Raw genomic sequence first — 21133 nt, 5'->3', positions numbered from 1 at the left:
CAAATACCTCGATATGATCCCTGCTATACCGCCCCATGCCGTTATAGGTTTATCAGTAAATTCAATCTTAACTTGATTTTCACACTGCCTTTTCCTACTATCATTTAGCTTCACTTTTAAGTGCTCCTCCCTTTTTGTCTTCAAGCAACAAAAATAGGAGCACTTATCCTATCTTACGTCAACTGCTTCAGATTAAATCATATGGCTAACGCAAAATGTGGGATAAACAGGACTTTCCCGGATGAAGACAGAACGAACGGGACGCAGGTTGCAGTTACCGCCCCGATATGGGTTTCAAACGGCTTCTGATAAAACCGGAGTTGCATGCCCTGGCCGGGGGGATGGGGCATGCAGCTTTTTCATTCATTGAATAAATACGGAAACACCTCTTTTATCACTCATTGTTTTCTCATTTGTACAAATTATGTTATTCTCAGATTGTAATCAAATCTTTGCAAAAGGAGAAAGCCATGAGATCAGAAAAGAATAAAGAAATGATTTTTATATATATTTTACTGGGACTTGCCTTTTTCTTTTCATACCCGACGGCCATAATGGCCCATCCGCCAAAGAACCTTACAGCAGAGTATGACATTCAATCCCAGAAGCTTACTGTCAGAATCGACCACGGGTCTTTTTCGCCTAAAATGCATTATATAAACATTGTTGAGGTGAAGAAGAACTCGCAAGTGGTAATAAATCAGACATACAAGAGCCAGCCTGACAAAAACCCTTTTGAATATACATATGAAATACCGGCTCAGCCGGGTGACATCCTTGAAATAAAGGCCGGCTGTAACATGTACGGTTCAAAAACAGTGAGCATCACGGTAGCAAACCAGAACAAATAAAGGAGGATAAGCATGAAAGCTCGAAAAATAGCATTAACTTTGATTATCCTTGCAGCAGTTTTTCTTTCTTTTAACACTGCATATGCAAATGAACCGTCATCGCTCAATATCAGTTATGATTTATCATCGCAGATGCTTTCCGTAAGTATCGGTCATTATACATACGATGTGACGGTAGATTATATCAGCACGGTTGAGATAAAAATCAACGGCAAGCCTTATCAGACATTTAATTATTCAAACCAGCCAAATAAATACATGGCTACATTTTCATATAAGGTCGAGGCCAAACCAGGAGATGTAATCGAAGTGACTGCATCGAGCAAGCTGGGCGGTTCAAAGACTTCAAGCATAACCGTGGGGAGCTGATCGAAATCGTGCAGATAGTGTTTATCCATGCATTGTTAATGGCTGCGGGCTTGACGGCAGTTGCCGCCGCCGCTTTTATAGCCATTACTCAAAGAAAAAGAAGATGGTGGCTGAAGGCGCACAGGCCTTCAGGGATAACGGGCGCAATATTCATGCTTGCAGGTTTTATTGCTGCCGGCATGATGAAGGAAGGTGATGGATCAAGCCTTGTTCCTCAAATACACAGCTTTATAGGCGGATCTGCAATAGTGCTTGTATGTATTGCTCCGGTTCTGGGATTGCTCATGTTCCGTCTTAAAAAGAAATGGATGCGTCCTGCTCATCGTTGGGCAGGACGTTTTGCCGTTTTGTTCGCTGTTATAAACCTTGCACTCGGGCTTTTTATGACTGGTCTGATCTGACAGAAATCCGGCCTTCAGCCCTGAGGGCCTACCTTATTCATCAGATCGTCAAAGAAATGCCGATTAAGGCTTGTCGGGACGATATAAAACATTTTCTGAGCCTTTGGTGCATATATTTCGATTACAGGTATCTGAGGTATCTCATGTGTTTTCATATACCTGGCTATTTTAGGATACACCCTGTAAATTCCTATTACAATCGAGGGCAGCCCCTTGAAGGGGAATTCCACGACCAGGTAATTGGTCTGCGGAAGTTCTCCTACTTTATATTTCCTTTCTATTTCCATGACCTTTGAACGATCAGCGTCTTCGATAATCCTTCCTATTATGGATCTTGTCTTATCCTCGGCCGTTACCTTGGGATCATCATAATAAATGCCTACCCCCATAGAGGTTTGTATCCCGTCATCATTCAGATCCTTCTGCATCTTATCTATCAGTGGTCCCACATCCTTGTAGGCGCCGACATGCGACTCCATTACGAAATCAAACGGGCCAATCTCTTTTTCCTGGATATTTACGGGCGCAAAAAGCCCGTAAAAAGATAAGACTCCAGCAGCAATAGCTGCTAAAATCCCGACTATGATTATCACCGTTTTCATCTGGACCTCCTTAGACAAGTTTAAATATTCTTGCTAATCCGAAAGAAATTGCCCCTCCTATAAAGGGTCCGAGTACAGGAACCCAGGCATAGCCCCAGTCCGATCCGCCTTTTCCCGGGATCGGAAGCACGGCATGAGCAATCCTTGGTCCCAGGTCTCTGGCCGGATTGATCGCATAGCCAGTCGTGCCTCCAAGGGAAACACCGATGCCCCAGACAAGGAACCCTATAAGATATGGTCCGTACTGGCTGGCAATATTGCCGTTCAGTTCTTCGAATATTGCCAGGATCACCGTAATCAGCACAACCGTACCTGCAATCTCGCAGAATAGTGCATTCCCGGTTTTTCTTATTGCAGGGGCAGTGCAGAATACGCCAAGTTTTTTTTCGGGTTCGGGCGTTTCCTTGAAGTAAGGATGATAAAACAGGTAAATGATAAAGGCCCCTATGAATGCACCGGCAAACTGTACAGCCATGGTAATCAAGGCATGGGGAAGGGTATATACACCCATGAATATCTTGGCAAGAGTGACTGCAGGATTGATGTCGGCCTGCCTTGAGCCTGTTGCTTCAGCAAGAAAAACACCGCATGTAACAGCGATGCCCCATCCTACTGTAATAACTATCCAGCCGGAATTCTCACCCTTTGTTTTTTTCAGACATACATTAGCAACGACCCCACAGCCAAGAACGACAAGCATTAAAGTTCCCAGAAACTCTCCCAGCAGGTTACCGTACATATCTTCTCCATGCTCCTTATTAAGAATATAATCATGTTTTACTGTTAATCGGCATTCGAACCGGCTGGCATTAAAGAATTGATAACTTGACTGGAATCAACAAAAACCTTTTATGCGATTGTTTCTGAATTATACATCATTATAGTAATGCTTAATTATCATGAAACAGGAGGAAAGTGATGAACGAAACCCTTCGGCAAAGCCTGGAAAAAACAGTCAGACATGTGAATTATGATGAAACGGAGCGGATGCTTTACAGCCATGACATAGGCGCCCTGCCGTCCCTTATAAAACCCCTCATAGGCAAAACAATGCCCGAAGCAATAGTACAGCCCGAAAACGAAACCGAACTTGTTGGACTGCTCGCCTGGGCAGACAGTAACGGCATAACCCTCACACCACGGGGAAAGGCCACTTCCGGCTACGGTGGAGTGCTTCCCGTCAAAGGCGGCGTGGTTGTGGACTTCTGGCACATGAAGAAAGTCATATCAATAGACGAAAAGAACCTTACCGCCACAGTCGAGCCTGGCATAACATGGGAAAAGCTCGACAGGGCCTTGATGAAGAGAGGGCTAACCCTGTGCATGTACCCGTCAAGTTACCCGGCCGCCACGGTTGGAGGCTGGCTTGCGCAAGGGGGTGCAGGTTTCGGCAGTTATGAATTCGGATATTTCCGCGACATCATCGTCTCCGCAAAAGCGGTCCTTCCCGGCGGAGAGATAAAGGAATTCAAAGGTCCTGACATAGACCTTATCTACGAAGCGGAGGGCATAACCGGAATAATAAGCGAAATCACGATAAAGGTTCAGCCCTATGAGGAACTGGATTATTGCTCGTTCACATGCCCTGATGCGACCGCCGTAAAAAACGTGGCTGATGCGATTATGAAACAGGGACTTCCCATATGGGCCATGCTGTTCATCAACCCCAAGATGGCCGAGTTCAAACGCATAGCGCCTGTCAGGGAACATCACGGCCACCCCGCAGAAGAACAGGACAATGTCCCGAGCGGGGCCTTCGTGACAACTCTCGCCTTCAGAAAAAGCGCCTCTGAGATTGTCAGGAAGGCGCTTGACGATATCCTGAAGTGCTGCGACAGCCGCATGCTCCCGCAGGAGATCGCTGACCACGAATGGGAAAACCGCTTCAGGCTCATGGTGGTAAAACGGCTTGGACCGTCACTGGCGCCGGTGGAGGTTATCGTTCCGCTTTCGACCATGCCGCGGGTATTCGATGAAATTAACCGAAAGATCGGCCAGCCCATAGTCAAGGAGGCCGTCATTATCCCGGGCGGCAGAAACGGCAAGCCCGAAGTCGTAATCCTTGGATTCATACCATGCGACCAGAGGAGATTCGGGTATAATTTCGTCTTTGCACTGGCGCTCACTGTCATGAAGATAGCTGAGAAAAACGGCGGCCGTGCATACAGCACCGGGCTTTATTTCACATCAAAGGCCGGACGGGTGCTTGGAAAGGAACGGCTCACAAAGATATCAGCCTTCAAGAAAAAGGTCGATCCAAAGGGTATATTGAACCCTGAAAAGGTCCTGGGCGGCGGACTGCTGAAACTCGCCATGAGTGTCGCCCCGCTGTTCGAACCCATAACCAGAAGGCTTGGAAACGCAGCAAAGATCCACATAGGGGAGAGACCGACTAATGAAATCAAAGGTATCCCTCCAGAGGTTGTCTGGTACGCATATTCGTGTTCCCAGTGCGGCTACTGTGTGGACGAGTGCGACCAGTTCTATGGAAGAGGCTGGGAAAGCCAGAGCCCCAGGGGCAAATGGTACTGGCTCAGACAGTATCTCGAAGGCAAAAAGAAATGGGACCAGAAAATGGTGGATACATTCATCGTGTGCACCACCTGCGAACTCTGCAACAACCGCTGTTCCGCAGCTCTGCCCATCGAGCAGTCATGGATGAAGCTGAGAGGCAAACTTATCCAGGAAGACAAGAAAATGACTTTCCCGCCATTTTCCATGATGGAAAAGGCTGCCCTCGCGGAAGGCGACATATGGGCCGGTTACAGAAAGGACAGGGACGCCTGGTTCCCGAAGGAGATGATCGAAAGGCACGGGCCCGGAGTAAAGTCGAAAAACGCATATTTTGCAGGCTGCACTGCAAGTTATGTGGAAAACGATATCGGTATTGCGAGCGTGAGGCTTCTCGATGATGCAGGTGTGGATTTTGCTTATATAGGAAATTCAGAAAGCTGTTGCGGCACTCCGATGCTGGTTGCAGGCAAGTGGGACACGTTCGCAAAAATCATGAAGGACAACATCGCCGCCGTAAAGGCTATGGGCGCGGATACGGTCATATCATCATGCCCTGCCTGCGACATGATGTGGCGCCATGTCTATCCTGTCTGGGCCAGAAAACTGGGCATGACATACGACATCAATACAAGGCACTATTCGGAGGTGGTCGCCGATAAAATTGACTCGGGTGACTTCAAATTCCCGGAAAAGCTGAAGCCCCAGACGGTAACGTGGCACGATTCATGCCATGCGGGCCGGGTAAGCGGCATATACGACCCTCCCAGGAAGCTGATCGAGGCGATCCCGAACATAAAGCTGGTCGAAATGGAAAATAACCGTGAATGCGCACACTGTTGCGGTAGCGTGCTCACGCTGATAAAAGAGCCTGATGTCGCCGCCTTCATAGGCAAGGACAGGCTTGAAGAGGCCGAAGAAGCTGGTGCGGAAAAAATGCTTGCCCTCTGCCCCTGCTGCGAGTTCCAGCTTCGAGTCTCGGCTGACAAGGCGAATTCAAAGATTCAGGTTGAAGACCTGGCTGCTTTTGCGGCAAAGGCGCTTGGTCATGAACTGCCCGACCCGCACCCTGAGGTAAAGGCCCAGTGGGCGGTTTTTGATGGAATGATCTCTCTTATGACACCAAAGGGATTCGCCGACCTTATGGCTACAATGTGGCCCGAACTGATAAACGCCATGCCGTTCGGCATGGGTTATCTGATGCGGTTTTTCGGTAAAAAATTTCCGGGCATGCTGGATATGATGAAGCCAGTGTTTCCCATACTCTTCCCGATACTGCTGCCCATGATGATGCCAAAGGTCATGCCTGTGATGCTTTCTCGCGTGGCGGAAAAAGTGCCCATGCCCGATTACATGAAGGAACAGATGCCTTCACTCATGCCCAGGGTCATGGATGAGCTGATGCCGCACATGATAGGTGATGTGGTGCCGCTGGTGACGGAGCCAATGATTGAGTATTTAAAAAAATAGTGGTGAGTTATGAGTGGTGAGTTTTAAAGAAAAAAACAGGGTGTCATGTGTTATCAGGATAATCTGTTTCTTTTTAATTCTCACCACTCACCACTATCCTTAACAATCGCCTCCCATAGTCCGGCGAGGTACATAAGCCCCAACGCCCTGTCATAAAGCCCGTAGCCCGGCCTGCCCGTCTCTCCCCATATCATGCGGCCGTGATCTGGTCTTATAATACCGTCGAAACCTGTCTCATACAGCGCCTTCATTATCTCATACATATCCAGACTGCCGCATGTGCTCGGGTGGGCGGTTTCATGAAACCTTTTATGACCCTCTCTTTTAATGTTCCTTGCATGCACAAAGGGTATCCGGCCCTTGAACTTCCTAATCATCGCACACAAGTCGTTATCAGGCGACGAGCCCAGAGACCCGGTGCAAAGGGTAATCCCGTTATACGGGCTGTTGACGATGGCAAGCATCCTTGCAAGGTTTTTCTCTCCAGTGATTATCCTTGGCAGGCCCATTATGGGCCAGGGCGGGTCGTCGGGATGGATTGCCATCCTTACCCCTGTGTCTTCAGCAACCGGCACGACGGCTTTCAGAAAATATTCGAGGTTTTTCCAGAGGTATTCACCGGTAATACCCTTATAGGCTTCAAGCATGAGCATAAGCCTTTCACGTGTATAGCTTTGCGCCCATGCCGGCATATCAAGCTTTTCCATTTTGTTTATTATCCCTGCAAGTTCCTCATCGTCATAATCTAGGCATGAAGAGCCATCGGGAAGGATTTTATCAAGTCCGGTCCTCATCCAGTCGAACACGGGCATGAAGTTGTAGCAGAGGACCCTGACCCCGGCCTTTGCAATGTTCCTTATACTTTCACAATAGTTCTCTATGTATTCATCCCGTGCAGGAAGCCCGAGCTTGATATCCTCATGAACCGGAATGCTTTCTATGGCGGCAAGTTCAAGGCTTGATTCCTCTACCCTGCTTTTTAGCGTCAGAATATCTTCAAGCGGCCAGACATCGCCGGCCGGTATGTCATGCAGGGCGGATACGATTCCTTCGACAACAGGAATCTGTCTTATGTTTTCGAGCGTGACCCTGTCGGCCTCGCCATACCATCTGAATGTGAATTTCATGTGGATCATTATATATTTGTTTTGCATTTACGCAAGCAGGCCCAGCATGATAATCCTTTATTCATGAAAAATTTCATGAACAGCTCTGTGTTTGTATTTTTCAGGTTCATTATTGCAGGTTTGGTGATTACCGCCCTGCCGGAAACACTTATTGCGGATGAACTTACAGAAAAAGACAGGGTTCTTCGGTATATCGTAAATCTTCCTCTGAAAACAAGCGATACAATCGCAGGGGTTACCCTCGAAAGACCGCTCGTTTTTGAAAATGCCCTCATAGTCTGGCCGGACAGAGACCTGGACGGACTCGATGATGCCATGGAAACAAGCCTTGCCGAAAGGGTAAGGCCCATACTTATATTTGATTCAAATGAAACCGCACTTGAAAAGGATGAGCCGGTTGTGCTGTTTCAGGTAAGACCCGCCGACCTTTCCGGCAGCTATGAAATGACAGTCAGGATCAGGTGGGTGCTGCTGTTCAGGAAAAACAGCGGATATGGTCCGTGTTCGGCATTATGCGGCGGTGGTCATGCAGGTGACATAAAGACCATCACATATACCATGACATCAAAAGACAAGGGCACAACCTGGGAAACAGCAGAAATCGCACTTGGTGAAAAAGAAACCACTGTCTGGAAAAAGGGCCGTGACAAAATCGGTTCAAGGGCTTCGCATCCTCAGTTCTTCGTCTCTTCGGGCAGACATAATCTCTATTTCTTTCCTGCACAGGACGGCATAAAATCACCATACAGTCTTTTGGGCTGCTGCGATAATGTGAACGGCGAAGGAGCCGTTGTTCTGTCTGAAATAAAGAATACGGGTGAGCCTGAAGCGCATCCAAAACCTGATTTTGCAGACAGCCTGGCGCCCATTTTTCCTGATTACTCAGCATGGGGGAAAAAATATTTTTTCTCCTTTTGGGCAGGAAAGATAAGTAACAGATGGCTTTCAGATAAGATTATACCCAGGGACGCATCGCTATGCTCGATTGAAAGCTTTGTCAGTCCGGGCAGTTTTATTAGGCACAAACGCTATCTGGGAGAGGTAACGAATATCTTATCTGCCCGTGACAGGCTTGATTCAAGGTTCCACATTATCCCGGCCGCCAGCGGCAAAAATCTTGTTATGATCGAATCCGTAAACTATCCCGGATATTTTCTCGCGGATAAAGACGGCCGCCTTTTTCTTATAAAGTCCGGCGGCAGAAATGAAAGTAATGGGGCCTGTTTTGAGATGAAAAAAGGATTTGAAGGAAAGAACACTGTTTCCTTCAAATCGGCCGCCAAGGGGAATACCTATATCAGACAACGGGACGGACACCTCTTCGTTGAATCCGGCAAAGACAAGCAGTTCAGGAATGAGGCCTCTTTCATGATTACTTCACCTCGGTAATTTAGGCTGATCGGCCGGATTCCATCCGTTCGAAGCGATATTACTCAACAGGTCCCTTTTGAGGATTTTTACCGCTCTACCTTTTAAGTCCACCATTCCTTCATCCTTAAAGCGCCTGAAAGCTCTCGATAGGGATTCGGGCGTCGTGCCAAGGAGTTTGGAAAGCTCCCTGTGCGACATCCCGATATGCAGCATGTCGCTGCCGCCCTGAAACGCGGACGAATGGATCAGCCATGCGGCAAGCCTTTGTGGAATCTCCTTCATGGACAGCATTTCGATCAGGTTCATGGTTTCTTTAAGTCTTTTTATAAGCACGCTCATTATATTGAGAAGAAGCGCAGGTTCAGATTTGGCGATTGATTCCAGTACATCAGCAGGGAGTATGAGAACCCTCGTTTCGGTAAGAGCCGTGGCATCGGCAGGGAAGGTCCCGTCTTCAAGTGCCGTCATGCAGAACGGCTCACCCGGGCCGAAAATATAAAGCGTCTGCTCGTGGCCTTCATGTGATGTCCTGTGAAGTTTCACACTGCCCCAGACAACAACGAAAAATGCCCTGATCCTGTCCGTCGGACCGGCAATAAGTTCTCCGGGTTTATAGGAACGGTATATCCCGCTTGAGTTAAGCTTTTTCTTGTCTTCTTCAGGCAGGCCTGAAAATAAAGGTATGTAGTCGAGAAATTTATCTTCCATAAACCCTCCGAATCTTGATTCAGATCAATGCTCAAGAAATAATTACCGTGTAAACAATTAAAGAAGAAAAAGTAAAGACAAAAGGAGACAGCTTATGATTACAATTACAGAAAGCGGCAGAAACGCCCTGGGGCTGATTTTCAGAAACAACCGTTCAAAAACATTACGCATCTATATGATCTCTTCCTGAAGCGGTACCAGACTGGCACTGGCTCAGGATGAGCCGGATGAATTCGATGATGTTTTTGAGATTGAAGGCTTTAAATTCGTAATAGATAAAGACCTTATCAAAATGGCTAATCCTATCACGATAGATGCGAATCCTTATACCGGAGGCCCGAAGGTCATCTCAAGAATAAACCCCGGTATATCATCATGCTCAAGGTAGGTTATTTGTAGAGAAACACCATATCCGAAAGCTGCTTGCGCTTGGGAGGCTTCGGGCACACGCAGGGTTCCCCCATGGCAACAATGGCCATAAGCTCATAATCATCCGGGGCGCCAAGCAGCTTTTCAACAGTATCCCTGTTCTTTAGAATCTCGCCGAGCCACAGGCCGCCCAAGCCGATTGAATGTATCGCAAGCAGCATATTCTGTATGCATGCGCCTATGGCCTGCAGATCCTTGGTCCTGTCATAGCTTGAGGCATTGTCCATGAAAACAGCGATAAGAGCGCCCGCTGATTTGAGTGTGCTTCCGTACTGCGTCAGGTCTGCAAGCCATGCCTTTGTTTCAGCGTCTTTTATTACCGCAAATCTCCAGGGCTGATTGTTCATTCCGGAAGGAGCCCAGGTTCCCGCCTCTATCGCATGATTTACTGCATCGTCCGAGACCGGCACCTTTTTGAACCTTCTTATGCTGCGGCGTGTTTTTATTGTCTTAATCATTCTTATCACCCTTTGCCATCATAGCAAGATATGCATCAATAAACGGGTTTATTTCACCGTCCAGAACCGCCTGGACATTTCCTATCTCCAGATTCGTTCTGTGGTCCTTTACCATCTGATAAGGCTGCATTACATATGAGCGAATCTGGCTGCCCCAGGCTATATCCTTCTTCTCTCTGTGGAATTCATCCATGCGCTCCTTCTGCTTTTCAACCTCAAGCTCATAAAGTTTCGATGCAAGCATCTTCATGCAGAAGGCCTTGTTTTTATGCTGGCTCCTTTCATTCTGACATGAAACAACTATTCCTGTAGGAAGGTGCGTTATGCGCACGGCGGAATCGGTTTTGTTGACATGCTGGCCGCCGTGACCTGAAGAACGGTACGTATCAATTCTGAGCTCCTTTTCGTCAATCTGCACGTCAATATTCAGATCGACTTCAGGTGTGACCATGACTGACGCAAAGGATGTATGCCTCCTTGCATTGGCGTCAAACGGCGAGATGCGGACAAGACGATGAACTCCCGTTTCGCATTTGAGATAGCCGAAAGCCCATTCACCGGCCATCTCGACGGTAACGCTTTTTATGCCTGCTTCCTCGTCGGAATATATGTCGATTATGCTCGCCTTGATTCTGTTTGACTCAGCCCATCTCAAATACATTCGCAGGAGCATTTCCGCCCAGTCCTGGGCCTCGGTGCCTCCGGCACCGGCATGAATTTCCAGAAATGCGCTCCTTGAGTCGTCAGGGCCTGACAATATATGTGCCAATTCAATTGCATGGGCTTTTTCCTCGAGATCGCTTAATGCGGAATCGATTTCGCCGGCCATTGATTCGTCTTCTTCTGCAAACTCAATCATGACCTGCAGATCTTCCCAAAGCTTTGAAAATGTCTCCCACTGTCTTACTATATTTGAAAGCCTTGAACGTTCGGACTGGTATTCGGTGAACTTGGACCGGTCTTTCCAAACATCGGGATTTGATAAAAGCGAATCTAATTCTTCAATGCGGACAGCCTTTTTGGAAACTTCAAAGATAACCTCTGATGGTTTCAACTTTCCCTGAAAGCGCATCAATACGCATTTGATAGTCGTTAGTCATGAGAAAATCTTCTACGCGGGTTATCTATGCTTGTCAACGGCTAATGAAAAACAGGAATCCTTTTATTCATGCCTTTTTCCCGCTTGACTTTGGCAGTTAATTCTTCTACTCAGTTTTCTATACCGGACAGACTCAAGTTTATTTATAGGCTTGTCGATTGTCATTCAAGTAACTGACAAAAATCACGTCCAATTAATCCGAAAGGACAGTTTATGCATTTAGAAGAACTAAAGAAGAAAGGGCCAAAAGAGCTTTTAGAATCGGCAAACGCTCTGGAAATTGAAGGCTCGGCAACAATGTCCAGGCAGGAGCTTATATTCTCCATACTCCAGGCCACTGCCGAAAAAGAAGGTTACATATCAGGAGAGGGAATCCTTGAAATCCTGCCCGACGGATTCGGATTCCTCCGTTCGGCTGATTACAGCTATCTTCCCGGACCGGATGACATATATGTTTCTCCGTCACAGATACGCCGCTTCAACATGAAGGTCGGCGACAAGGTCAGAGGTCAGATAAGACCGCCGAAAGACGGCGAAAGATATTTTGCTCTTCTCAAGCTTGAAAACATAAACGAAGCTCCCATAGAAGAAGCAAAGCACAGGGTTCCTTTTGACGGACTCACCCCGCTTTATCCGATGGAACGCTTCACTCTTGAGACAAAACATGACAACCTTACAGGAAGGACGCTTGACCTGCTAGCGCCTATCGGCAAAGGCCAGCGAGGCCTTATCGTCTCACCTCCTAAAGCAGGTAAAACCATGATGCTTCAGGCAATTGCCAACAGTATCACCACAAATCATCCGGAAGTCATTCTCATGGTACTGCTCATTGACGAAAGACCGGAAGAGGTTACGGACATGCAGCGCTCAGTTAAGGGAGAGGTCATTGCCTCGACATTTGACGAACCCGCATCACGCCATGTTCAGGTTGCAAGAATGGTCATAGAAAAAGCAAAGAGATTTGTTGAATACAAAAAGGATGTAGTAATCCTCCTGGATTCTCTTACAAGGCTTGCAAGGGCTCACAATACGGTATGCCCTCCATCCGGCAAACTCTTATCAGGCGGCATCGATGCGAATGCCCTTCAAAAGCCAAAACGCTTTTTCGGAACTGCTAGAAATATCGAAGAAGGCGGAAGCATGACAATTCTTGCAACGGCTTTAATCGACACGGGTTCCAGGATGGACGAGGTCATTTACGAAGAGTTCAAGGGCACGGGCAACTGTGAAATACACCTCGACCGGACAATCATGGAAAGAAGGATATTCCCGGCATTCGACATATCCAAATCGGGCACGAGGAAAGAAGAGCTTCTCATCCAGCATGATCAGCTTGACCGCATATGGATATTGAGAAAACTTTTAAGCCCGCTCAATCCCGTAGACAGCATTGAATTTTTGCTGGACAAACTTTCAAAGACAGATAATAATGCGCACTTCCTTGAAGTAATGAATAAGTAAGGAGAAAGCTACAATGAAAAAGGATATACATCCCAAGTACGAAGAGGCAACAGTTACCTGTGCATGTGGTAACAGCTTTAAAACCCGTTCGACCATGAACGACATCCGTGTTGAAATCTGCAGCGCCTGTCATCCTTTCTATACCGGCCAGCAGAGAACTTCCGCAACAGCAGGCAAGGCCGAACTGTTCCGCAGAAAGTACGGCAATTACCTGAAAAAGGACAAGCAGCAGTAAGCGCCTGCAATTAAAAAACCCCGTACAACGGGGTTTTTGATTAAGAAGATCAAAACCCATTATGCTGGAAAGACTGAAGGAGATAGAGAGGAGATATATCGAACTCTCAGACCTTCTAACCGATCCCGAACTTATCAAAGACCGTGACAGGTACACCCAGTCTACAAAAGAACACTCATCTCTTGAAGAGTATGTGGTGCCTTTTCGCAGGCTCAATGAAATCAGCGAAGAAATCAAGGCCCATGAATCGATGCTCCAAGACCCTGACCCTGAAATTCGCGACCTTGTCAGGGAAGAGCTGAACAGCCTTAAAGAAGAAAAAGACTCCATCGAAAACACTCTCAAAATGCTTTTCATCCCCAAAGATCCGAATGACGCCAGGAACGTTATTCTGGAAATAAGGGCTGGAACAGGAGGCGAAGAGGCAGCACTTTTCGCCGCAGATCTTTTCAGAATGTACTGCCGTTATGCGGAATCAAAGAAATGGAACATAGAAATACTCAGCCTGAACGATACCGGCAAAGGGGGCATAAAAGAGGTTATTGCCGGGATCAGCGGCAGGAATGTTTATTCCAGATTGAAATATGAAAGCGGGGTTCATCGCGTACAGCGTGTCCCTGAAACCGAGGCATCGGGAAGAATACATACTTCTGCCGTAACGGTAGCAATCCTGCCCGAAGCGGAGGAAGTTGATCTCGAGATCTCACCTGCTGATCTGAGGATTGACACCTACAGGGCAAGCGGATCCGGCGGCCAGCATATAAACAAAACAGAAAGCGCTGTCAGGATCACGCATATCCCTACAGGTGTCGTAGTTACATGCCAGGACGAAAAAAGCCAGCACAAGAACAAAGACAAGGCCATGAAGGTGCTCCGTTCCAGACTTCTCCAGAAGATGCAGGAAGACCATGATCAGGAGATAGCAAATGAAAGGCGTTCACAGGTCGGTTCCGGTGACCGCAGCGAAAGGATAAGGACGTATAATTTTCCCCAGGGTCGTGTTACCGACCATCGCATAAACCTGACACTGCATAAACTCCCGACCATTCTCGAAGGTGATGTTGATGAACTTATCAATGCCCTGGCGGCAGAGGCTCAGACACAGGCATTGAAAGGATCATCCACCTGATGGGAAGCTGGACGACAAAGGCCGCTCTTGAATGGGCGCTTGATATTTTTGACTGCAATGAATCCATGTCCGCCGGGTTGGATGCCGAACTGATTTTATGCTATACAATGGGTCTCAGGCGGGTTGATCTATACATTGACACCGAAAGGCCTCTCACTCCGGAAGAACGTGATGCATATATGGCATATGTTTTCAGGAGAATGAAAGGTGAACCCGTTGCGTATATTGTTAAGGAGAAGGAATTCTACGGGATTCCATTCGAAGTTGGCCCCGGTGTACTGATTCCCAGACCTGAAACCGAGCTGCTTGTCGAAAAAACCATTGAAGTGGCCCCGAATGGTTCCACTGTAATTGAAATTGGAACCGGCTCCGGCGCTGTAATGGTATCCATACTGGTTTGCAGGCATGACCTCAAGGGAGTTGCAACAGACATCAGCAGGGATGCCATCCGGTTTGCGAAAAAGAATGCCGTCAGACACGAAGTTGACAAAAGGATCTCGTTTGCAGTAGCCGATGCAATAGAGGCCATTGGTGAAAAATCTCAAATCATAGTCATGAACCCACCGTATGTAGCCGAAAAAGATATCAATCTTCTCTCAAATGACATCCTCAAATTTGAACCGGGATGTGCGCTGTTCGGGGGAATTGACGGGATGAATGTGATCAGGAAGGTTATCGGCAGACTTGATTCATGCCTTTGCCCCGGTGGAATGCTGATCATGGAGACAGGTTATGACCAGCAGGATAAAATCGAGGCCGCCTGCGCCGAAGAAAAAAATCTGATAATCAGAGAATGGCTCAATGATCTTGCGGGCAGGCCAAGGGTGGTGATCATCGAGAAAAGAGCGGCCTGATTTCATCCAGCCACAGTATAATTCTTTCCCTGATTTTGTCGCGTACTTCACGAAATTTTTCTATCTTTTCATCATCGCTCCCGGCAAACGCTGCAGGATCATCAAATTCCCAGTGAATCCTTTTGCCTGCGCCGGGAAAAACCGCAGGACAGTTTTTATCAGCATTGCCGCATACGGTTATAACGTAGCTGAAATGCATTTTACCCATGTATTCATCAAGATGCTTGGACCGGTGATCCTTTAAATCAATTCCCTCTTCTTCCATAACCTTGACGGTTAAGGGGTGTATCCCTTTGGGTTCAAGTCCTGCGCTGAACACCTCAAACATTTCCCCTCCGATTTTTCTAAGTAAACCTTCAGCCATCTGAGATCTGGCCGAATTGCCTGTACACAGAAAAAGCACCTTGAGTTTGTCCATTTTTTTCCTCCCTGTTCACCGGTTATGCTGGCATAAGAATGTTAATTTTTGATTAAGCAAGATGAAATTTTTTCTTGCCTGCAAATTTATTTTTTGCATCTAATTGCCAATATACAAGACATCAAGATAGTGCTAGTCCATTATAGGATAAATATTGACTTGCAAACTCATACAATAAGAACAGCATCTGTAACTGGAGGCTTAATAAATGACCTTGAGTATCATATTTCTGGTTGCGCTCGCGCTATTGTTTGACTTTTTAAACGGCTTTCATGACTCGGCAAATTCGATTGCGACAATTGTTTCAACAAGAGTGCTGACCCCTCAGCGGGCAGTTATCTGGGCTGCATTTTTTAATTTCATAGCATTCATATTTCTCGGCCTTCATGTAGCTGATACAATAGGCAAGATAATAAAACCTGAATACGTAGATATCTACATCATCTTTGCAACACTTATAGGTGCATGCATATGGGATATTCTTACCTGGTGGTTTGGTCTGCCTACAAGCTCCTCTCATGCCCTGATAGGCGGAATGATAGGCGCTGCTGTAGTTAAGGGTGTCTCGAATACGCTTGTAATTAGCAGTCTCCTGAACATAAAAGCCATATTAAAGACTGTGCTCTTCATATTTGTTTCCCCGATTGTCGGGCTTATTCTGGGACTCCTCATAGGTACTCTTGTAATGTGGATATTCAGGAAGGCCTCCCCAATAAAGGTTGATCATATCTTCCGCAAGGGACAACTGGTTTCAGCCGCCCTCTACAGTCTTGGACATGGCGGTAACGACGCGCAGAAGACAATGGGCATTATATTTGTTCTCCTTATGAATGCCGGATTGATAAGCGTACTCCCTACAAATGTCTGGAATACCAACAGAGTCGAGTTCCTGGTAATCATCTCGTGTCAGATCGCCATAGCATTAGGTACGATGTTCGGCGGGTGGAGGATCGTCAAGACAATGGGACAAAGGGTTACTAAACTGCGTCCTGTTGACGGTTTCTGCGCAGAAACCGGTGCCGCAATATCACTGTTCATAGCAACCCTGCTCGGCGCACCTGTAAGCACGACGCATACTATTACCGGTGCAATAATGGGAGTCGGTTCACTCAAAAGAATGAGCGCCGTCAGATGGGGTGTGGCGGGGAAAATAATCTGGGCATGGATACTTACAATCCCCGGTGCGGCTGTTATATCAGCCATAACCTATGCCCTGGTTCGATAGCCTATATTCATTCTTCATCAAATCTTAACAATTGCTTTACTTATAATTAACCTGCCACGGTTAATATCTAATCAAAAACAGGAGGAATACATGAAAAGTTTTACTAAGATTATGGTATTAACATTGATACTTCTCGTATCTGTATCAACAGGAACCATATGGGCGGCAGGAAAGACAATAACAATAAAAGGCTCCACCACTGTCCTTCCGATAGCCCAGGCTACAGCCGAGGCGTTTATGGAAAAGAACCCCTCAATAAACATATCCGTTCAGGGTGGAGGTTCAAGTGTCGGAATCACATCCCTGATTGACGGGACCTGTGATATCGCGGACTCATCCAGACAGATTAAGGTCGAGGAAACAGAAAAGGCCGGGGCAAAGGGTGTCAATGTCAACGAGATCAAGATTGCTATGGACGGCATAGCAGTGATCGTCAATCCGAAAAATAAGATTACCGCCATCACAAAGCAGCAGATAAAAGACATATACACCGGCAAGATAAGCGACTGGTCGGAGCTTGGCGGTACACCCGGTAAAATCGTTGTCCTTTCGCGCGACACATCCAGCGGTACATATGAGGCATTCGAAGTCCTTGCACTGAACAAGGAAAAGGTTCGGGCCGATGCCCTCATCAATGCATCAAATCAGGCTATCGCATCAACAGTCTCGACAACACCCGGCGCAATAGGATATGTCGGACACGGCTATCTTACAAAGAAAGTCAAGGATTTGACGGTTGACGGTATAAAATGCACAAAGGAAAACATACTCTCCGGCAAATACGGGCTCTCAAGGCCCCTGTTCATGTACACAAACAATAAACCTTCGGGAGACATCAAAAAGTACATTGACTTCGTTCTCGGCAAGGAAGGCAAGAAAATTGTTGAAGAAGAAGGTTTTGTCGGACTTAAATAACAAAGAATCGCCATGCCCCGCTCAATGCGGGGCAGAAAACTTTTAGGATGGAAAAGGAATATCTGTGAACAGCATCAAGGAAAGGTTGATAAAGCTCATTTTCTCTATCCTTGCTTTTTCATCGCTTGTATTTTTAATTGGTATTATCATTACGCTCTTTAAAGAATCATATCCTTTCTTTTCGCAGTTCAACATACTCGGTTCACTGTTCGGAATTAAATGGTACCCGACCGCTGAACCGCCTGAATTCGGCATGTTTCCGCTTATTTTTGCCTCGATTGCGGTCACGATAGGGGCAATGGCTGTTTGCGTTCCAATAGGTATCGGAACCGCTCTCTATATACATGAAATAGCCGGACCGAAACAACGGGCTGTACTGAAACCGGTCATTGAAATTCTCGCAGGCATTCCGTCAATAGTTTACGGATTTTTCGGAATGCTGATTGTTGCCCCATTCTTGCAGAAACTCATGAATATACCGACAGGTCTCAATGGTTTTACTGCAAGCCTCGTCTTGGGAGTTATGGCCATCCCCACTGTCAGCAGCATTTCGGAAGACGCATTGAGCTTTGTCCCCCGGAGTTTCCGGGAGGCATCCCTTGCCATAGGGGCCACACGCTGGCAGACTTTAACCCGCGTAATCCTTCCAGCCGCAGGTTCAGGAATCTCGACGGCAATCATACTCGGTATGAGCAGGGCGGTCGGCGAAACTATGACAGTGCTCATGGTGGCCGGTGGTGCGGCAGTCATACCCAGGTCCATATTTGATCCTATGCGCCCCATGACATCGACAATAGCCGCTGAAATGGGTGAAGCGGCGATGGGAAGCCCTCATTACCATGCACTTTTCGCAATAGGCCTTATTCTGTTTTTTATTACTCTCATTTTTAACATAATCGCAGAAATCGTAAGCAGAAGATTCAGACTCAAACTGGGACTGGGAAGATGAAGAAAATAAATTCAAAACAGATCACCCAGGGAATAGGCTTTGCCCTGTTATTTTTGTGTATAGCATTCTGCCTCTTCTTCATGGGTTCAATCATATATTTCATAGTTTCCAGGGGAATTGGCGTCATTTCCTGGGAATTTATCACCGATATTCCAAGAAGGGCCATGACAAAAGGCGGCGTCGCCCCAGCCATTGTAGGAACGCTTTACCTGACGCTTGGTTCCATGCTCCTTGCCTTCCCTCTCGGTATAGCATGTGCAATTTATCTCACCGAATACAGCCCGAAGGGAGTTATAGTAAACATCATAAGACTTTCCATCAACAATCTGGCAGGGGTGCCGTCAGTCGTATTCGGGCTTTTCGGACTCGCCTTGTTTGTAAAGATATTCGGCTTCGGCGTTTCAATTCTCTCTGGGAGCCTTACGCTGGGCATCATGGCGCTTCCCGGCATAATATCGGCCTCGCAGGAGGCGCTTATCGCAGTGCCGCAGTCATTCAGGGAGGCGTCTCTCGCGCTTGGGGCGACTCAATGGCAGACAATCAAAAAGGTGGTCCTGCCAAGCGCTCTCCCCGGTATACTGACAGGCGTGATCCTTAACATCGGAAGGGTAGCGGGGGAGACGGCACCTATCCTCTTTACAGCAGCCACATTTTTCAACAAGTCCTACCCGACTTCGATCTTTTCCGAAGTGATGGCCCTGCCATATCATATATATGCACTAATGACGGAAGGCACAAAACCCGAACTACAGACCCCAATTGCATACGGGTGTGCCCTTATTCTTCTTGTTCTGGTATTGTCCATCAGCGCCATTGCAATTATCATCAGGCAGAAACAAAGGAGCGGCTATGGAACATGATGTGAAGATCAAGGCACAGGGCATAAATTTCTTTTACGGAAAGACCCAGGCCCTTACCGATATAAATATGGAGATGTACGCCAATAACGTAACGGCCCTTATCGGCCCGTCGGGTTGTGGAAAATCAACGTTCATAAGGCTTTTGAACCGCATGAACGACCTGATACCTGGAGCCCGTGTCGAGGGGAGCCTCACTATAGACGGCCAGGACATATACGCCCCGAGAACCGATGTCGTTGAACTCAGGCGTCAGGTCGGCATGGTATTTCAGAAACCGAATCCATTCCCTAAGAGCATATATGAAAATATCGCATACGGTCTGAAGGTTAACGGAATGCGGGACAGAACATTTATAGAAAGCAGAGTGGTCGAATCCCTCAAAAAAGCCGCCATATGGGAAGAGGTGCGCGACAGGCTTCACACAAGCGCATTGATGCTTTCAGGAGGGCAGCAGCAGAGGCTCTGCATCGCTAGATGCCTTGCCGTAGAACCTAAAATAATCCTTTTTGACGAACCATGCGCCAGCCTTGATCCTATATCGACAAGAAAGATTGAAGAGCTTATCCTTGAATTGAAAAAGGACTATACTATCGCAATAGTGACGCACAATATGCAGCAGGCGGCCAGGGTATCAGACTATACGGCATTTTTATACCTGGGCAGCCTTATAGAATACGGTAATACAACCCAGATGTTCACCGTGCCCAAACAGACCATGACTGAATCATACCTTTCGGGCCAGTTTGGATGATGATATTAGAGGGAAGGAGAAAACAATGCTTGAAGAAAGAAAACTTATAGAACTCAGAAAAGAACTGATCGACAATGCAGCGCTTGTCGAGACCATGATCGAAAAAAGCGTAAGGGGGCTCAAGGAAAAAGATGCCCGCCTTCTTGAATCCGTAATAAATGAAGATGAGCCAAGGGCGAATGATTATGAAATCGCTATCGATGAGATGTGCGTTTCAACAATAGCACAGCATCAGCCTGCAACCAAGCCTCTTAGAACGATACTCATGATACTGAATATATCGACGACACTCGAGCGCATGGCTGACCATGCCGTAACGATTTCGGAAAGCGCCCTGTTCCTCATAGGTCAGCCACCCGTAAAACCGCTCATAGATATACCCCGTATGGCTGAAGTAACCGTGTCGATGCTGAAGAACGCCATCGATTCATTTGTAAATGAAGACGCCGGGCTGGCTATGGCGGTCTGCGAAAGGGACAGCATAGTGGACGCGTTGAGAACCCAGATTATCAGAGAGCTTGTATCCTGCATGATAACCGACCCGCTGACAGTTGAAAGGGCCCTGCACCTCATGAAGATCGCCTCGAACATGGAACGCATAGCCGACCTGGCTACAAACATCTGCGAGGACGTCATCTATATGGTTCAGGGAAAGGTGATCAAACATCACAAGGCCTGAAAAAGCCTCCAGCTTCACCTTCAATCTGCAGCGTTGGACTTCTTAAGACTATTTAGTTCCCCCTGAAGAAGCACTTAAGCCTATGATATAATTGGCATAAAGCTCATTTTAAAATGTTAATATCTGCATAAAAATGGTAGTATGTGCATAGATTTCTTGCAGATTTTGATTTTCAGGAGGGCAGATGATACCGAGGAAAGATGAGCAGGTTCAGATGGGTTTGTTCAAGGAGGATCTGTCTGAAATGTTCAACCCGAAACA

Annotated in this window: 22 protein-coding genes; 15 read left to right on the top strand and 7 right to left on the bottom strand. The window is 47.0% G+C overall.

Annotated elements, in window-relative coordinates:
* The first annotated feature begins 470 nt into the window (after positions 1–470).
* From VIS94_02725 to VIS94_02715, 3 genes are read left to right on the top strand one after another with little or no spacing between them, the layout of a single operon-like run.
* Positions 471–851, top strand: coding sequence for a hypothetical protein (locus tag VIS94_02725; GenBank protein ID HEY9159986.1), 381 nt, complete (start codon positions 471–473; stop codon positions 849–851).
* Positions 852–863: 12 nt separating this feature from the next.
* Positions 864–1220, top strand: coding sequence for a hypothetical protein (locus tag VIS94_02720; protein HEY9159985.1), 357 nt, complete (start codon positions 864–866; stop codon positions 1218–1220).
* 8 nt (positions 1221–1228) lie between these two features.
* Positions 1229–1621 carry a hypothetical protein gene (locus VIS94_02715; protein HEY9159984.1) on the top strand — a complete coding sequence of 131 codons (393 nt, stop codon included), beginning with the start codon at positions 1229–1231 and terminating at the stop codon, positions 1619–1621.
* Positions 1622–1635: 14 nt separating this feature from the next.
* On the opposite strand, the gene VIS94_02710 is transcribed toward VIS94_02715, so the two are convergent.
* Complete coding sequence (locus VIS94_02710; GenBank protein HEY9159983.1) at positions 1636–2223, bottom strand: GyrI-like domain-containing protein; 588 nt, start codon at positions 2221–2223, stop codon at positions 1636–1638.
* Between the two features lie 10 nt (positions 2224–2233).
* Entirely contained in the window at positions 2234–2962 is a 729-nt protein-coding gene (locus VIS94_02705) for an MIP/aquaporin family protein (GenBank protein ID HEY9159982.1), read from the bottom strand.
* 179 nt (positions 2963–3141) lie between these two features.
* Between VIS94_02705 and VIS94_02700 the strand changes: the two genes are divergently transcribed.
* Complete coding sequence (locus VIS94_02700; protein ID HEY9159981.1) at positions 3142–6204, top strand: FAD-binding and (Fe-S)-binding domain-containing protein; 3063 nt, start codon at positions 3142–3144, stop codon at positions 6202–6204.
* 80 nt (positions 6205–6284) lie between these two features.
* Here the strand turns inward: VIS94_02700 and uxuA are convergent, their stop codons facing one another.
* Positions 6285–7331, bottom strand: a complete 1047-nt coding sequence (gene uxuA / locus VIS94_02695) for a mannonate dehydratase (GenBank protein HEY9159980.1) — start codon at positions 7329–7331, stop codon at positions 6285–6287.
* A gap of 63 nt (positions 7332–7394) precedes the next feature.
* On the opposite strand from uxuA, the gene VIS94_02690 reads away from it, so the two are divergent.
* Complete coding sequence (locus tag VIS94_02690; protein ID HEY9159979.1) at positions 7395–8720, top strand: AbfB domain-containing protein; 1326 nt, start codon at positions 7395–7397, stop codon at positions 8718–8720.
* Here VIS94_02690 and VIS94_02685 read toward each other — a convergent pair.
* The 3 genes from VIS94_02685 to prfB all read right to left on the bottom strand — a co-directional run bounded on the left by VIS94_02685 (position 8709) and on the right by prfB (position 11397).
* Positions 8709–9410 carry a Crp/Fnr family transcriptional regulator gene (locus tag VIS94_02685; protein ID HEY9159978.1) on the bottom strand — a complete coding sequence of 234 codons (702 nt, stop codon included), beginning with the start codon at positions 9408–9410 and terminating at the stop codon, positions 8709–8711. The two genes, VIS94_02690 and VIS94_02685, sit on opposite strands and share 12 nt — an antisense overlap.
* Positions 9411–9799: 389 nt before the next feature.
* On the bottom strand, positions 9800–10297 hold the full coding sequence (locus tag VIS94_02680; GenBank protein ID HEY9159977.1) for a nitroreductase family protein: 498 nt from the start codon (positions 10295–10297) through the stop codon (positions 9800–9802).
* Positions 10290–11397, bottom strand: a protein-coding gene (prfB, locus tag VIS94_02675; protein ID HEY9159976.1) for a peptide chain release factor 2 whose coding sequence is annotated in 2 segments (ribosomal slippage) — positions 10290–11333 and positions 11335–11397 — 1107 coding nt in all. Because the reading frame shifts where the segments join, the coding sequence is not laid out codon by codon here. The genes VIS94_02680 and prfB overlap by 8 nt, the downstream gene beginning before the upstream one ends.
* A gap of 212 nt (positions 11398–11609) precedes the next feature.
* Between prfB and rho the strand changes: the two genes are divergently transcribed.
* The 4 genes from rho (at position 11610) to prmC (ending at position 15075) form a co-directional block, all read left to right on the top strand.
* Complete coding sequence (rho, locus tag VIS94_02670) at positions 11610–12857, top strand: transcription termination factor Rho (GenBank protein ID HEY9159975.1); 1248 nt, start codon at positions 11610–11612, stop codon at positions 12855–12857.
* A gap of 13 nt (positions 12858–12870) precedes the next feature.
* The gene (gene rpmE, locus VIS94_02665) at positions 12871–13092 is read left to right on the top strand and encodes a 50S ribosomal protein L31 (GenBank protein HEY9159974.1); all 222 of its coding nucleotides are present in this window, start codon (positions 12871–12873) and stop codon (positions 13090–13092) included.
* 61 nt (positions 13093–13153) lie between these two features.
* Complete coding sequence (prfA, locus tag VIS94_02660; protein HEY9159973.1) at positions 13154–14221, top strand: peptide chain release factor 1; 1068 nt, start codon at positions 13154–13156, stop codon at positions 14219–14221.
* On the top strand, positions 14221–15075 hold the full coding sequence (gene prmC, locus VIS94_02655; protein HEY9159972.1) for a peptide chain release factor N(5)-glutamine methyltransferase: 855 nt from the start codon (positions 14221–14223) through the stop codon (positions 15073–15075). The genes prfA and prmC overlap by 1 nt, the downstream gene beginning before the upstream one ends.
* On the opposite strand, the gene VIS94_02650 is transcribed toward prmC, so the two are convergent.
* A complete protein-coding gene (locus VIS94_02650) occupies positions 15053–15493 on the bottom strand; it encodes an arsenate reductase ArsC (protein HEY9159971.1) in 441 nt (146 codons plus the stop codon). The two genes, prmC and VIS94_02650, sit on opposite strands and share 23 nt — an antisense overlap.
* Before the next feature lie 208 nt (positions 15494–15701).
* Here VIS94_02650 and VIS94_02645 point away from each other — a divergent pair, with 208 nt between their 5' ends.
* The 6 genes from VIS94_02645 to phoU all read left to right on the top strand — a co-directional run bounded on the left by VIS94_02645 (position 15702) and on the right by phoU (position 20872).
* A complete protein-coding gene (locus tag VIS94_02645; protein HEY9159970.1) occupies positions 15702–16718 on the top strand; it encodes an inorganic phosphate transporter in 1017 nt (338 codons plus the stop codon).
* A gap of 90 nt (positions 16719–16808) precedes the next feature.
* Positions 16809–17633 (top strand): phosphate ABC transporter substrate-binding protein, encoded by an 825-nt coding sequence (locus VIS94_02640; GenBank protein HEY9159969.1) that lies wholly within the window; start codon positions 16809–16811, stop codon positions 17631–17633.
* 64 nt (positions 17634–17697) lie between these two features.
* Positions 17698–18582 (top strand): phosphate ABC transporter permease subunit PstC, encoded by an 885-nt coding sequence (pstC, locus tag VIS94_02635; protein HEY9159968.1) that lies wholly within the window; start codon positions 17698–17700, stop codon positions 18580–18582.
* The gene (gene pstA / locus VIS94_02630) at positions 18579–19442 is read left to right on the top strand and encodes a phosphate ABC transporter permease PstA (GenBank protein ID HEY9159967.1); all 864 of its coding nucleotides are present in this window, start codon (positions 18579–18581) and stop codon (positions 19440–19442) included. Before pstC ends, pstA begins: the two co-directional genes overlap by 4 nt.
* Positions 19432–20193: a phosphate ABC transporter ATP-binding protein PstB gene (gene pstB / locus VIS94_02625; protein HEY9159966.1), complete on the top strand. Its 762-nt coding sequence runs from the start codon at positions 19432–19434 to the stop codon at positions 20191–20193. Before pstA ends, pstB begins: the two co-directional genes overlap by 11 nt.
* A gap of 25 nt (positions 20194–20218) precedes the next feature.
* Complete coding sequence (gene phoU, locus VIS94_02620; GenBank protein HEY9159965.1) at positions 20219–20872, top strand: phosphate signaling complex protein PhoU; 654 nt, start codon at positions 20219–20221, stop codon at positions 20870–20872.
* Positions 20873–21133: the final 261 nt, after the last annotated feature.

The organism is Desulfomonilia bacterium, assembly GCA_036567785.1.
Classification (GTDB): domain Bacteria; phylum Desulfobacterota; class Desulfomonilia; order UBA1062; family UBA1062; genus DATCTV01.
This window is presented reverse-complemented; position numbering and strand designations above follow the sequence as displayed.

What these genes read in the sequence shown, in the direction of transcription:
- VIS94_02725 (HEY9159986.1), top strand. Translation starts at nt 471, where the DNA reads ATGAGATCAGAAAAGAATAAAGAAATGATTTTTATATATATTTTACTG.
- VIS94_02720 (HEY9159985.1), top strand. Translation starts at nt 864, where the DNA reads ATGAAAGCTCGAAAAATAGCATTAACTTTGATTATCCTTGCAGCAGTT.
- VIS94_02710 (HEY9159983.1), bottom strand. Translation starts at nt 2,223, where the DNA reads ATGAAAACGGTGATAATCATAGTCGGGATTTTAGCAGCTATTGCTGCT.
- VIS94_02705 (HEY9159982.1), bottom strand. Translation starts at nt 2,962, where the DNA reads ATGTACGGTAACCTGCTGGGAGAGTTTCTGGGAACTTTAATGCTTGTC.
- VIS94_02700 (HEY9159981.1), top strand. Translation starts at nt 3,142, where the DNA reads ATGAACGAAACCCTTCGGCAAAGCCTGGAAAAAACAGTCAGACATGTG.
- uxuA (HEY9159980.1), bottom strand. Translation starts at nt 7,331, where the DNA reads ATGAAATTCACATTCAGATGGTATGGCGAGGCCGACAGGGTCACGCTC.
- VIS94_02690 (HEY9159979.1), top strand. Translation starts at nt 7,395, where the DNA reads ATGAAAAATTTCATGAACAGCTCTGTGTTTGTATTTTTCAGGTTCATT.
- VIS94_02685 (HEY9159978.1), bottom strand. Translation starts at nt 9,410, where the DNA reads ATGGAAGATAAATTTCTCGACTACATACCTTTATTTTCAGGCCTGCCT.
- VIS94_02680 (HEY9159977.1), bottom strand. Translation starts at nt 10,297, where the DNA reads ATGATTAAGACAATAAAAACACGCCGCAGCATAAGAAGGTTCAAAAAG.
- rho (HEY9159975.1), top strand. Translation starts at nt 11,610, where the DNA reads ATGCATTTAGAAGAACTAAAGAAGAAAGGGCCAAAAGAGCTTTTAGAA.
- rpmE (HEY9159974.1), top strand. Translation starts at nt 12,871, where the DNA reads ATGAAAAAGGATATACATCCCAAGTACGAAGAGGCAACAGTTACCTGT.
- prfA (HEY9159973.1), top strand. Translation starts at nt 13,154, where the DNA reads ATGCTGGAAAGACTGAAGGAGATAGAGAGGAGATATATCGAACTCTCA.
- prmC (HEY9159972.1), top strand. Translation starts at nt 14,221, where the DNA reads ATGGGAAGCTGGACGACAAAGGCCGCTCTTGAATGGGCGCTTGATATT.
- VIS94_02650 (HEY9159971.1), bottom strand. Translation starts at nt 15,493, where the DNA reads ATGGACAAACTCAAGGTGCTTTTTCTGTGTACAGGCAATTCGGCCAGA.
- VIS94_02645 (HEY9159970.1), top strand. Translation starts at nt 15,702, where the DNA reads ATGACCTTGAGTATCATATTTCTGGTTGCGCTCGCGCTATTGTTTGAC.
- VIS94_02640 (HEY9159969.1), top strand. Translation starts at nt 16,809, where the DNA reads ATGAAAAGTTTTACTAAGATTATGGTATTAACATTGATACTTCTCGTA.
- pstA (HEY9159967.1), top strand. Translation starts at nt 18,579, where the DNA reads ATGAAGAAAATAAATTCAAAACAGATCACCCAGGGAATAGGCTTTGCC.
- pstB (HEY9159966.1), top strand. Translation starts at nt 19,432, where the DNA reads ATGGAACATGATGTGAAGATCAAGGCACAGGGCATAAATTTCTTTTAC.
- phoU (HEY9159965.1), top strand. Translation starts at nt 20,219, where the DNA reads ATGCTTGAAGAAAGAAAACTTATAGAACTCAGAAAAGAACTGATCGAC.